This is a genomic window from Geothrix oryzae (assembly GCF_030295385.1).
GTDB lineage: Bacteria > Acidobacteriota > Holophagae > Holophagales > Holophagaceae > Geothrix > Geothrix oryzae.
The window spans coordinates 2,338,027-2,350,943 of sequence record NZ_AP027079.1 but is presented as its reverse complement, the minus strand read 5'-3'; the positions used below and the strand labels follow the sequence as shown (position 1 = coordinate 2,350,943).

The 12,917-nt window shown below is 68.0% G+C and carries 8 protein-coding genes; 1 reads left to right on the top strand and 7 read right to left on the bottom strand.

The genetic code is table 11. The features are described from left to right. Nucleotides 1–224 precede the first annotated feature (224 nt). The 7 genes from QUD34_RS10825 to QUD34_RS10795 form a co-directional block, all read right to left on the bottom strand. On the bottom strand, nt 225–512 hold the full coding sequence (locus QUD34_RS10825) for a hypothetical protein (RefSeq protein ID WP_286353716.1): 288 nt from the start codon (nt 510–512) through the stop codon (nt 225–227). Nucleotides 513–646: 134 nt separating this feature from the next. Beyond that, on the bottom strand, nt 647–3,454 hold the full coding sequence (locus QUD34_RS10820; protein ID WP_286353715.1) for a M20/M25/M40 family metallo-hydrolase: 2,808 nt from the start codon (nt 3,452–3,454) through the stop codon (nt 647–649). 60 nt (nt 3,455–3,514) lie between these two features. After that, a complete protein-coding gene (locus tag QUD34_RS10815) occupies nt 3,515–4,828 on the bottom strand; it encodes an aminotransferase class I/II-fold pyridoxal phosphate-dependent enzyme (protein WP_286353714.1) in 1,314 nt (437 codons plus the stop codon). A 212-nt stretch (nt 4,829–5,040) separates the two neighbouring features. Continuing rightward, the gene (locus QUD34_RS10810; RefSeq protein WP_286353713.1) at nt 5,041–6,456 is read right to left on the bottom strand and encodes a pyridoxal phosphate-dependent decarboxylase family protein; all 1,416 of its coding nucleotides are present in this window, start codon (nt 6,454–6,456) and stop codon (nt 5,041–5,043) included. An 83-nt stretch (nt 6,457–6,539) separates the two neighbouring features. Then, entirely contained in the window at nt 6,540–7,826 is a 1,287-nt protein-coding gene (locus tag QUD34_RS10805) for an ABC transporter permease (protein ID WP_286353712.1), read from the bottom strand. 2 nt (nt 7,827–7,828) lie between these two features. Next, nucleotides 7,829–9,055, bottom strand: a complete 1,227-nt coding sequence (locus QUD34_RS10800) for an ABC transporter permease (protein WP_286353711.1) — start codon at nt 9,053–9,055, stop codon at nt 7,829–7,831. Nucleotides 9,056–9,149: 94 nt separating this feature from the next. Further along, complete coding sequence (locus tag QUD34_RS10795; protein WP_286353710.1) at nt 9,150–10,370, bottom strand: efflux RND transporter periplasmic adaptor subunit; 1,221 nt, start codon at nt 10,368–10,370, stop codon at nt 9,150–9,152. A 152-nt stretch (nt 10,371–10,522) separates the two neighbouring features. Here QUD34_RS10795 and QUD34_RS10790 point away from each other — a divergent pair, with 152 nt between their 5' ends. Then, nucleotides 10,523–12,916, top strand: a complete 2,394-nt coding sequence (locus tag QUD34_RS10790; RefSeq protein WP_286353709.1) for a TonB-dependent receptor — start codon at nt 10,523–10,525, stop codon at nt 12,914–12,916. Nucleotide 12,917 lies beyond the last annotated feature (1 nt).

The following is a 12,917-nucleotide window of genomic DNA, read 5'->3' as shown; positions in this document are numbered from 1 at the left end:
TCGGTACAGGCGGATTTCCAGGGTGGCCTGGTCATCCCAGGGGATCAGCCGCGGCCAGAACTGGCTCAACCTGCGCATCATGGCAGTACCCCCGGGAGTGGTGCGAGGAACGGGACCGTGGCATCGATATTCCTGGGGATTATCCCCGGGAGCCTGCCCCGGCCTCCGTGATGCGGGACACGGATTCCGCTTCCATCTCGACCCTTTTCAGGGGCAAACGATGCCTATGCGGCCTCGTGGGGAGGCTCGTGCGTCTGCGCGAGGAGCTCCTGGGCGCAGTCCGGGCACACGCCATGGGTGAGGGCGACGCCCGCCCCTTCCAGGAGGCTCGGCTCCACCGGGGTCCAGATGCCCGCGCCGGTCCGGGCCTTCCGGCACCAGCTGCATACCGGAACCAGGCCGTCGCGGGAGCGCAGCTCCGCGAGGCGGGCCGCCGCCGGGCGTCGCGCCGGCAAGCTCCGGGCATCTCCGCCGGGCTTCAGACCCGTACGGGCAGCCGCCGGCTGGCTCATGCTGTGACTCATCGGAGGGCTCTCCAGGGCTCCGGATGATCAGGATCGTTCAGTCCTGAAGCCCAGTCCTAATGGTGGACCCATGAAGGTGTTTTGACAGTGATTTTCGGCACGATCCCAGGATCTACCTCGGGTCAGGCCTTCAGCTGCGCCGCGAAAGCCTCCAGCGCGCGGTAGTAGGGGTCGATGCTGGGGATGTAGTGGCGCTCGCCGGCGGCGTGGGGACCGATGCCGGTCTGCCCCCAAACCACGCCCTGACCGCCGGGGGCGAAGCGGGCGGAGGTCCCTGCGCCCTTGCGGCCCAGGCGCACCTCACCACCCGCCGCTGTGATGCCCGCCAGCAGTGCCTTCAGGTGGGGATTCTCGGGGTGGCAGGCCATGCCGGGCTCCCAGGCCGAGGGCAGGAACTCCAGCTGCAGGTCGGCGGCCAGGGCCTCGATGTCGGCGCGCAGCCGGGACACATCGTCCTGCGGGATGGGGCGGATCTCCGCGCCGAGCGAGCCGCGGTCCGGCGTGATGTTGTAGATGCCGGGCGTGCCCACCTGGATGTAGGCGAAGCGGGCGAGGGACTGCCAACCGTCGGCCGACTTCAGCGTCAGGTGCTTCGCGAACAGCTCGCGCAGGGCTTCGCGGGCGCCCAGCAGGCGCTCCGTGAGGTCGCTCCCCCCCGCCAAGCCGCTGTGACCGCGGGTGCCGTGGGCGATGAGCTCGAAGCGCAGAACCCCGCGGTTCTGGGTGCAGACCTCGCCCCACAGTTCGGTGCCCTTCTCGCCGGTGCGCTCGCCCGCCACGAAGAAGGCCGGTTCATAGCCCGATTCCTCCTTCAGCAGCTTCAGCACATGGGGCGTGCCCATGGGCTCCAGCTCGCCGTTCTCCTCGTTGCCCACCAGCAGCAGGTTCACGGGCGGGTAGGGGGCGCCCTTCTTGAGGGTGTCCTTCATCCACACGAGGTAGGTGGACACCACGGTCTTCATGTCCGCCGCGCCGCGACCCCAGAGGTAGTCGCCTTCGATGCGGGGCTCGAACTGGCTGTCGTCGGGTTCCGGCTCCACCACATCGAAGTGGCCGCACAGCATGGCCGGGGCCTGCTCGCCCCCGGGGAAGTGGGCCAGGATGGCGGGGAAGGGCCCCTGGTCGAAGGTGCGCACGGGCACGCCATGGTTCTGCAGGTAGTCGTAGATGAAGGTGGCGGCGCGGTGGACTTCCGGGAGCCGCTCCTCGGGACAGGCCGTGACGCTGGGGATGCGCACCAGGCGCTGGGACAGGGCCAGGACCTCCGTCGCCTTGTCGGGATAGTCCGCATCGATCAGGGTTTCGCGCCGGGGCCGGAAGCGCACGGGCGCCTGGGGATCGAGGTGCACCTCGTCGCGGGCCCGTTCCAGGAAGTCCCGGAGCTTCCCTTCCTCGCCGCCCAGGTCGGCGATGTGGGCGGTGATGGTCTCCACATCGTCGTGCACCTGGGTCTTCCGGGCCTCGGCCAGCTCCACGAGCAGTGAGGGCGGCACGATGTCCGAGCCGCCCAGCTTCGCCTTCAGCCGCTGGCGGATCTTCTCGGCGGTGCTGGGCGCGCCGGCGGCCAGGTCGCGCAGGGGCTGGAGGTCGCCCCACATGCCCAGGGCTTCGGCCATGGGCCGCAGCTGCTGCAGCGTCCAGTCCAGGAAGGCGTGCAGGGCGATGGGCTTGGCCGTGAGGGGATCCTCGATGACCGCGCGGAGGCCCTCCCGGGCGGCCAGCTCCTCGTTGCGGCGGGCCCGCTTGATGTCCTCCGCGTCGTAGCGGAAGCCGCGGGCGAAGTCGGGATCCGCGTAGAAGCGGAGCAGCAGCAGGTGCTTCAGGGTGAGGTTGGCCACATCCAGGGCCAGCTCATGGCCGGGGTCGTCCGTGCGTACCTCCACGCGGGCCATGGGCAGGTCGATGCGGGCGAAGAGGTTCTGGCGTTCGATCTGGGCCGCCATGTCCTCCACATTCCTCGTTTCCCCGGCGGCGAAGAGGCCGCGGGCGTAGATGTCGTGCAGCTGGTCGCTGGTGACCTGGATGAGGCGCTCCACGGGCTCGGCCTGCGAGCGGGCGCGCACGGGGATCCAGTTGTTGTTGCCGAAACGCACGCCGCGCCGCACCAGGTCGTAGGACAGGCGCAGGTAGTCGGAGTGGCTGCGGTTGAGATCCGGCACATCCAGGGCGGGCGGATTCGGGAAGGTCAGGTTGCGCACGGATTCGAAGGGCGTGAGCCGCACCACGGGCTTGCCGTCCTCCAATGAAGCCTGCAGCGGCGTGCTGGCGCTGGCGGCGATGAAGAGCGCGGCGAAGGCCCGCATGAGGCGGGTGCCAGTGATGTAGACCTGGTTCTTGTAGTCGTCCAGGTGGCGGTCGCCGCGCTCGGAGGCGGGCAGGTGCATGAAGTCCCAGGCCAGCATGGGCTCGGGCAGGCTCAGGTTGGAGTGGGTGCCCGCCGTGGCCAGCTCGGTGCCGTACAGCTCGACGCACCGCTGGAGGTAGCGGCGCTTGGCCAGGTGCCAGGACATGGGCACGCAGTCGGGGCCGATCTCGGGCAGCACGAGCAGGTTGCCGTGCCAGTAGTGGAGGGGCTCACCGAAGGTCCGGCCCGCCTTGGCCAGGGCGTTGATGAGGGCGGCCTCCAGAAGGCGGCCTTCGTACACGGCGCCCTTGGGCGTGTGGTAGGGCCGGGTCACCCACTCGATCATCCAGTGGAAGACCTCCAGCTGGTGATACTCCTCCGTCCAGGGCGACAGCACCTTCGTGCGAAGGTGGTCCACGAAGGACATGCGGTCGGGACCGGTGCCCACGGTGAGCAGCGGACGGAACTGGGGATCGACCAGGTTCCACTCCAGCTCCAGGCCGCAGAGCCCGCCGGTGGGGCGGGTCTCCAGCGCCGTCTGCCGGGCCAGCTGGAACTTCTCGACGAAGGCGTTCAGGTCGAACACAGGTGCTCCAGATCAATCAGCCAGAGAAGTCAGTTCCTGGTGCCTTGGCGGTGAATGGATTCAGCTCTGAAGGGACTTGAGGGCCGCGACGAGCCGCTCGGCGGCGCCCTGGGTGCGTTCGGGGGGCGTGGCGTAGGAGAAGCGGATCCACTCGGCGCCGTAGGGGCTGAAGAAGGCCCCGGGCACAACGGCCACGCCATGGTTCTCGGCGAGGTGCTGGCCCATGGGTTCCGAATCGGCCCAGCCTCTGGCCTTCAGAACCTCGGCCACCTTGATGAAGGCGTAATAGCCCTGCCCGATGATGTGGGTGAGCCCTTGGGCCTTCAGGAACTCGCGCAGCCAGGCGCGGCTGGCGCGGGTGGGACCGGCGATGGGCGCGCTGGCGGCGGCAAAGCCCTTCTCGTAGGCGGCCATGGCCACTGCCAGACTGAAGAAGGAGGGGATCACCGTGTGCGAGGCCTGGGCCACGATGGTCTTCACCACCTCGGCGTCCGCCAGCAGATGGCAGTTGCGGATGTTCGAACCGCCCAGGCTCTTGGTGATGCCGTCCAGCACCATGAGCCGCTTGCGGAGCGCGGGCTCGAAGGCCCGCAACAGCACATTCACATCGTAGGGCTCGCCGTCGCCCACGGCGTGGTACATCCAGTCGAAGAGCACGAAGGCCACGCCCGCTTCCAGCGCCGCGCGGGCCAGCTCGATCTGGCGCGCCAGCGTGAGGGTCTGTCCAGTGGGATTGTCAGGGCTGGTGATGACCAGGCCCGCCACCTTGCGGCCCTGCGCAGCCGCTTCCGTCACACAGGCGCGGAGGCCTTCTTCCGAGTAGGCCCAGCCCTCCTCGGCGCGGCCCGGGGCCCACATGACATTGGCGCCGATGCCGTACGGCCCCCAGTTGTAGCTGATCCAGGGCACGCGGCTCACCACGACCACATCGCCCTGGCGGCCGTGGCCCAGGGCCAGCATGGCCTGGTAGGCCTTCTGCAGGCCGTCGCGGCCGCCCTGCGTGCCGATGACATTGGCCGGACCCCACCCTGTGTCCGGCGCCAGCTTCCAGTAGGCCTCGGCCACGCTCTTGCGGTACGCCTCGGTGCCGAAGGGCATGTCGTAGGCCGTGCCGTGCTGCTTCTGCAGCTCGAAGGCGCGATCCAGCAGGGCTTCGGGCACGCCCGGCAGGGAGGACCCGCCGTCGCCCTGGCTGGCGTCGAAGACCGGCACGCCGGGCTGCTTCTCCTGGAACACCTTCAGCGACTTGTTGATGAGGAACATGCGGGAAGGTGGAATGGCCAGCAGCCGCCCCAGGTGGTCGCTCACGGGGACGAGGTTCCCTTCAGGTACAGCGAAGGCAGGCTTCTCGGGAGAGAGCAGGGGCACGGACACGGGACCTCCAGGGCGGAATGCAGGCAGGCCGATACGAAAAGGTCGTCCTCGCGGAATCGCAAGGACGACAAGCTTTCTTCAAGGATAACAGTTCACTCGGACGGCTGAGAACGGCAAATGTCGCAAAGGCAATCGAAAAGGTTCGAATTTTGACGGTTCGTCTAGGTTGCCGATGTTTGCATCACTTTGGCGATGGGCCTTCCCCGTTGGGTTCAGGCCTCCAGCGCCGCGTGCCTCAAGGCCTCCCACAGGGCCTCGACATGCCGCCGTTCGGTGGTTTCGGCGCCGATGCTCACGCGGAGGATCTGCGTTCCCTTGAGCAGGGAGGGCGTGAGATAGGCCTTGCCGCCATCGTTGATGCGGCGGGCGATGTCGAGGTTGTGGGCGGCGAGACCGGGTTCATCGAGCCCAGGCTTGAGGTGGCGGACGCAGACGGTCTGCAGGGGCACGGGTGCCAGGCGCTCCCAGTCCGGGGCTGCGTCCACCTGCGCCTTCAGCCACTGGGCATTCTCGAGGTCGCGTCGCAGGCGGGCCTGCAGGCCCTCCACGCCCACATCCATGAGGTAGAACCAGAGCTTGAGAGCCCGGAAGCGGCGGCCGAGCTGGATGTGCCAATCCCGGAAGTTGCTCACCTGGCCGTCCTGGGCCGTGCGCAGGTAGCTGGGGTTGGTGCTCATCACGCGGATGAGGTGCTGGGGATCGCGCACGAAGTAGGCGCTGAGGTCGAAGCCCACGCCCATCCACTTGTGGGGGTTGAACACCAGGCTGTCGGCCCGCTCGATGCCCGCCCACATCCAGCGGCATTCGGGCAGCACCATGGCCGTGCCCGCCAGGGCCGCGTCCACATGGAGCCACAGGCCGTGCTTCTCGGCGAGGTCCGCCATGGCCACCACCGGATCAAGGGCCGTGGTGCCCGTGGTGCCGACCGCCGCGACGAGGGCGCAAGGCCGCAGGCCGATCTCCAGATCCTTCTCGATGGCGGCCTGCAGCAAGTCCATGCGGATGGCGTGCTGGTCGTCGGTGGGGATGAGACGCAGGAAGCTGCGGCCGAAGCCGGCGAGCAGGGCGGCCTTTTCGATGGAGCTGTGGCCCTGGTCGGTGGCGTAGATCACCAGGGGCGATTCGCCGCTCTGCAGCCCCTCGGTGTCCTGGGCGTAGTCCGAGGCTTTCTCCCGGGCGCAGAGCAGGGCGGTGAAGGTGGCGGTGCTGGCGGTGTCGTGGATGACGCCGGTGAAATCGGGGCCCAGCCCCACCATCTGACGCAGCCAGTCCATGACGACCTCTTCGACCTCGGTGGCCGCGGGACTGGTCTGCCAGCTCATGCCCTGGGCGCCGATGCCCGACGCCGCGAGGTCGCCGAGGATCGAGCTGTAGCTGGTGTTGCTGGGGAAGTAGGCGAAGAAGGAGGGATGGTTCCAGTGGGTGATGCCCGGCATCACATCCCGGTCCAGGGCCGCCAGGGCCTGGGCCATGCGGCCCCCATGCTGGGGCGGGTGATCCGGGAAGGCGGCCCGGATCTCGCCGGGCTTCACCTGGCTCATGACCGGCAGGCGCTCCAGGCCTTCGCGGTAGTCCGCGATCCAGTCCACGAGCTGATAACCGAGGCGGCGGAATTCTTGGGCGTCCATGCCCCCATTCTGGCCGGATCGGGATCGCCGTGCGTGAGACAAAGTCGAGCGATCAGGCGTTGGCCCCCGGGCGAGGGGGTGGCCTATTCGTAGCGGAGGGCCTCGATGGGATCCTGCTTCGCAGCCTTGAGGGCGGGCCACAGCCCGAAGATCAGCCCGATGGCCGTGCTGACGCCGAAGCCGAGGACGATGCTCCAGAGGGGGGCGGCGGCGGGGAACTCGAAGACGAGGCGCACGAGCATGGCGATGCCCAGCCCCGCGGCGATGCCCACGGCCCCGCCCACGCCCGTGAGGCTGATGGCCTCCACCAGGAACTGCATGGCGATGTCGCGGCGGGTGGCGCCCAGGGCCTTGCGGACGCCGATCTCCCGGGTGCGCTCGGTGACGCTCACGAGCATGATGTTCATGACGCCCACGCCCCCCACCAACAGGGCGATGGCGGCGATGACGATCATGGCCCCGGCGATGCCCCCGGTGATCTGCTGGAAGGTCTTCAGCTGCGCCTCGCTGGTGAAGATGGCGAAGTCGTTGGGCTGGTTGGCCCTCAGCCCGCGGCGGACCCGCAGGATGGCCACTTCCTGGTCCATCATGTCGTACATGCGCTTCGGATCCTTGGGTACGGTGGCGATGTGGATGGTGTCGCCGGTGCCATTCTTGATCTGGGGGAACATGTCGTCGAAGGTGCTGATGGGGATGATCAGGATGTTGTCCGCGTCGCCGCCCAGGAAGCTGCCCTTCTTCTCCAGCAGGCCCACGACGCTGAAGGCAGTGCCGTTCACGAGGACGGTGCGGCCGATGGGATCCTTGCGCCCGAAGAGGGCGGAGGCGGTTTCCGGGCCCAGCACGCAGGTGCGGGACGCGTGCGACACATCCGCATCCACGAGGAAGCGGCCGTCCTGGACGAAGCTGTTGTTGGCGGGTGCATAGTCGGGGTTGGTACCCACGAAGGTGGGGCCGTTGGCCTCGGTGCCCTCGGGCGTCTTGATGGTGAGCGCGGCGCCCGCGGGGCCGAAGAGGTAGCGTTCCTGGGAGACCGCCGCCGCCAGGGTGGCCGTGAGCTTGAGGGCCTCGGCGTCCTCGATGGTCAGGTTCCGCCGCCGCTTTTGGTCCTCGGGCAGGGGGCCCCCGCCGCCAAAGCGCTGCTCGTATTTCTGGAACTGCACCAGGGTGGTGCCGAAGCTGCTGAAGCTGTCGGTGACGGCGGCGTTGAAGCCCGAGACGAAGCTCACCATGGCGATGACCGTGGCCACGCCCGCCACGATGCCCAGCAGCGTGAGGAAGCTGCGCAGCTTCTGGGAGAGCATGGCGCGGAGGGCGAACCGCATGTTCTCGGTGCCGATGCCCCTGAATCCCGCCTTCCGCCTGTTCATGGCTACTCCGCGCGGATGGCGTCGATGACGACGAGGTTGGAGGCGCGGTAGGCGGGCAGGAAGCCCGCAGCCAGGCCCACCAGGGTGCTGAGGAGGATGCCCGTCAGGACGATGCCCGGCGTGATCTGGGCCGGGAAATCCGCCAGCGCCCGGACGGTGAAGGCACCCGCGGCGCCCACCAGCACGCCGATGACGCCTCCCGCCGCCGACAGCAGCGCGGCCTCCAGCAGGAACTGGCGGCGGATGTCCTTCTTCCTGGCCCCCAGGGCCATGCGCACGCCGATCTCCTGAGTGCGCTCGACCACGCTCACCAGCATGATGTTCATGATCACGATGCCGCCGACGCCGAGGCTGACGCTGGAGATGAGCATGAGCAACAGGAAGGCGGCGCTGCTGATGGTCTTCCACAGCTGCTGCAGGCTCTCCTGGGTGATGATGCCGAAGGGATCCGGGTTGCGGAAGCTGGTGTGCCGCATGGCGCGGAACATGGCCCGGACTTCATCCATGGAGGCGTCCAGCCCCTCCACGCCGCCCCGGGCCTTGATGTGCAGCTCCAGGGTCTCGTTGGCCGCCATGAAGTTCTTCCGGTAGACCTGGAGCGGGAGGTAGATGCGGCCGTCCTGGTTGAAGCCGATGCTGCGCCCCTGCTTGGGCATCACGCCGATGATGCGGAAGGGGAGGCCGCGGATGAGGATCGTGCGCCCGATGGGATCCAGGTGGGGGAACAGCTCTTCTTTGGTGTTCGCGCCGATGACGGCCACGGCCTGCGCCGCCTGGTTCTCGCTCTCGCTGAAGTAGCGGCCGGATTCCATCTCCAGGTTGAAGAGGATGCCGAAGTTGGCGGTGGCGCCGATCACGATGACATCGGGCAGGCGCTTTTCGCCGTAGTTCACGGGCATGGCGTTGCCCGTGGCGGCGGAGACCTGGGTGGCCTCCTTGAGCATGCCGCTGGAGAGCCTCTCGTATTCCGCCCAGGTGATGGGCGGGCGCTTGACCGCGTCCAGGAATTCCTTCCGGCTTCGGATGATGCCGAACTTCTGCACGATGAACACATCCGGCGCCAGGACGATGATCTTCTCCTTCACATAGGTGTTCAGGCCGGAGATCACGCCCACCACGGCGACGATGGTGGCCACGCCGATGATGACGCCCAGCAGCGTGAGGAAGCTGCGCAGGGTGTGCGCCCGGATCGCCCTCAGCGAGGAGCGTAGGAGTTCGGTGAGGTTCATGAATGGTCCCGTCAGACCGATGGGCGGGCTCTGCCCGACCAGAAGGTGGGGGTCCGGGGGGACATCGCGAGCAGGCGGCCCCCCCGGATCATGTTCAGGCCTTCGGCTCTTCCTTCTTCTTCGCCTTCTCCACGCGGACGGCCTCGCCGCCCTTCAGGTCGCGGAGGGCGCGGTTGGGCCCCGTGATGAGCGTCTCGCCGCCCTTGAGGCCGGAGAGCACTTCCACGGACAGGTCGCCCATGAGGCCCGTCTTCACGGGGACGAACTTGGCCTTGCCGCCTTCCTGTAGGAAGACGCCTTCCTCCTCCCTGGGGGCGCCGGGCTTGTGGGTCTCGCCGGGCTTGAGCTTGATCTCGCGCATGACCAGGGCCTGGAAGGGGATGGTCAGGGCCTGCTCGCGGCTGCCCGTGAAGATGTCGGCCTGGGCGGAGAGGCCGGGCTTGATGGTGAGGGGGGGGTTCTTGATCCAGACCTTCACCTTGAACTTGGTGGCCTCGTTGGTGCTGGTCTTGAGGATGGGGCTGCCACCCACTTCCGTGACCTGGCCCTGGAAGGTCTGGTTGGGATAGGCGTCGATGCGAACCTGGGCCTCTTCGCCGAGCTTCACGCTGGGGATGGAGGCTTCGTCCACTTCCATCTCCGCTTCGACCTTGCTCATGTCGGAGACGGTGAGCAGCACGGTGCCGGCCTGATTCTGGATGCCGGGGACGGCGGTCTCCCCCAGCTCGATCCGGCGGGCGGTCACCACGCCGTCCATAGGCGAGGAGATGGTGGAATACCCCAGGCCCACATGGGACTGGTTCACATTGGCCTTCGCCTGGTCCGCGCGGCGGCGCGAGGTCTCCTGGGCCGCCTGGGCGGTCTCGAAGGCCGTCTTGGCGCGCTCGAAGTCGGCGGCCGAGATGATGCCCGCCGTGCGATTGGCCTTCGCCCGCTCGAAATCCGAGCGGGCCTGGGCGAGGTTCGCCGTGGTGGAGATCAGGTCCGACTGGGTGGCCTGGAGGTTGGCCTGCATGGCGTCCGCATTGGCCCGGGCGCTGCGGGGGTCGATTTCCATGAGGAACTGGCCCTTGCTGACCCGGTCGCCCTCCTTGACGGCGAGTCGCGTGACTTGGCCCATGACATTCGCGGAGATGTCGGCCTTGGTCACGGCCTGGACCTTGCCGTTGGCGCTGACCTTCGACTGGAGGTTCTCCCGGCCCACGGTGGCGACCTGCACGCCGATGCCCTTGTCCCTCATGCCGGCGAGGCTCAGGCCGCCGATCAGGACGACCGCCAGACCTCCACCGAGGATCCACAGCTTTTTCCGCTTCATGTCAAAGGCCTCCCCAAGGGGCTGAACGCATCTAATCTTCGCGCCTAATTCTCCGGGGTTTAGTGCGGGTCTAGATCTATAAATGAAAAAAACTTTCATTGACGGCGCACGGACTTCAATTAGAAAATAATTTCATCTAGGAGATGCCCTTCGTGTCGCACCGCTGCTTCGGCCCCGCCCTCCTCGCCCTTCTCGCCGCTGGACCGGCTTTCGCCGCTGCGGCCACCAGCGGCCAGCTGTCGGGCCGGGTGGCCGATGACCAGGGCCGGGCCGTGGCCGGGGCCAGCCTGACCCTCGCCAATCCCGTGTCGGGCTACCGGCAGCGGGTGCGTAGCGATGCCCGGGGGGCCTTCGTCTTCCAGAATGTGCCCTTCAACACCTACCACCTGGACACCCAGGCCACGGGTCTGATGCCCAGCCACCTCGATGTGGACATCCACAGCCAGCTGCCCCTCCAGGTGACCGTGAGCCTCAAGCCCGAAGGCGCCGTGGTGGTGGTGGAGGAGAACCTGCGGCTGGTGGAGGATCACCCCAGCACCCACATCGACATCGACAAGACGACCATCGAGCGCACCCCGGCGGCCGTGCAGAGCCGGGCCATGGAGAGCATCCTGCTCACCACCCCGGGCTTCATCGCCGACGAGAACGGCCGCTTCCACTTCCGGGGCAGCCACGGGCAGATGACCTATGTGGTGGACGGCATTCCCGTCTCGGATCAGATGCACGCCTCCTTCAGCAACAGCCTGGATCCCTCCCAGGTGGAGAGCATGGAGGTCATCACGGGCGGCATTTCGGCGGAGTACGGCGGCAAGCCCGTGGTGGTGGTGAACCTCACCACCAAGTCGGGGCTCGGCACTCCGGATGGGTTCGAGGGTGAGGCCTCCTTCGGCGTCTCGCGCTTCAACACTTCCGAAGCCGGGTTCAATGGGCGGGGCGGGAAGGCCGCCTTCGGCTGGTTCGTGAGTGCCGCCGCCAGCGAAAGCGACCGGTTCCTCGACCCCGTCAACTTCGAGAACCTGCACAACCACGGGAAGACCGGGCGGCTCTTCTCGCGCTTCGACTGGATCCTCGGCAGCCGGGACACCCTGCGGTTCTCGCTGTCCGGGGGCCGGACGGACCGCGAGGTGGTCAACCTGGCTTCCCAGCAACTGCGGGGCCAGGATCAGCGCGCCGCCACCTCGGACTTCAATGCGAGCCTGGCCTGGGCCCACCTGTTCAGCGCGAGCCAGAGCCTGGATGCCTCCCTGTTCTTCCGGGCCTCACGGGCGGAGCTGAAGCCCAGCGAAGACTTGGCCGACGGCTTCACGGCGGGCGGCCACCGCGATGTTCCGTACTGGGCGAAGCAGGACCGCAGCCTGGACAACCTGGGCGTCCAGGTGTCCTTCACGCAGCGGTGGGGCCAGGAGAACCTGCTGAAGGTGGGGCTCCAGCGCATAGCCTTCCCCCTCCACGAACGGTTCAGCTTTGCCCTCACCGAGGATGCCCAGGCCGCGGGCCCCTCGGATCCCCTGTACCCCTACACCCCCGCCGGCGGCGGGAACCTGTTCCGCTTCGAGGCGAGCCTGCGCCCCACGCTGACCTCGGCCTTCCTCCAGAACGACATCCACCTGGGCTCGTTCTTCCTGGCGCTGGGCCTCCGCCACGACACCTACACCGTGGCCGACCTCTCCGACAACCTGCTGCAGCCCCGCCTGGGGCTGAGCTACCGCGTGGACGCCACGGGCACCGTCTTCCGCGCCTCCTATGACCGCCTGATGATCCTGCGGGAGCACGAGAACCTGGCCCTGTCGCTGTCCCAGCAGGCCTGGGACCTGGGGCCCTACGCGGGCACGCCCCGACAGCCCCTGCGGCCTGAACGCCAGCATTCGTACAGCTACGGCGTGGAGCAGCAGCTGGGCAAGGCCGGCCGCCTCATGGTGGAGTACTGGGAGAAGCAGAGCCGCAACGCGGGCGACAACGCCCAGTTCCTCAACACCGGCCTGCTGTTCCCGGTGGGCGCCGACCGGGGGATCTTCCGGGGCATGAACCTGCGCCTGGACCTGGTGCCCGTGAAGGGCTGGTCGGCCTACCTGAGCCTGGGCCGCACCCGGGCCATCTTCCAGGCGCCCCTGGTGGGCGGACTCCAGCTGGAGGCGCCCGAGGCCGCGGCCGGCGAGCGCTTCCTCATCGACCACGACCAGAAGCTGAGCGCCCAGGCAGGTCTCACCTACGAGCACGAGGGGCTCACGGCGCAGGTGATCGGCCGCTACGACTCGGGCCTGGTGGCCAGCGATCCCGTCCAGGTCGACGGGAATCCCGACTACGCCTTCGGCGCGGGGTATGTCCGGAAGGACTCCGAGGGCACCTGGCGGATCAAGCCGCGCACCACCTGGAACCTGAGCCTGGGGAAGGAGTGGGCCATCTCCGGGCGGCGGCGCCTGGCCATGGGCCTGGACCTGCTGAACGCCACGGACGAGCGGGGCCTCTACAACTTCCTCAGCACCTTCGGCGGCACCCATGTCGTCCCGCCCCGCACCCTGGCGGCGCGGGTGAAGTGGAAATTCTGAG

Excerpts from the sequence above, each read along its gene's own strand:
- QUD34_RS10805 (WP_286353712.1), bottom strand. The coding sequence starts at position 7,826 with ATGAACAGGCGGAAGGCGGGATTCAGGGGCATCGGCACCGAGAACATG.
- QUD34_RS10795 (WP_286353710.1), bottom strand. The coding sequence starts at position 10,370 with ATGAAGCGGAAAAAGCTGTGGATCCTCGGTGGAGGTCTGGCGGTCGTC.
- QUD34_RS10825 (WP_286353716.1), bottom strand. The coding sequence starts at position 512 with ATGAGCCAGCCGGCGGCTGCCCGTACGGGTCTGAAGCCCGGCGGAGAT.
- QUD34_RS10800 (WP_286353711.1), bottom strand. The coding sequence starts at position 9,055 with ATGAACCTCACCGAACTCCTACGCTCCTCGCTGAGGGCGATCCGGGCG.
- QUD34_RS10810 (WP_286353713.1), bottom strand. The coding sequence starts at position 6,456 with ATGGACGCCCAAGAATTCCGCCGCCTCGGTTATCAGCTCGTGGACTGG.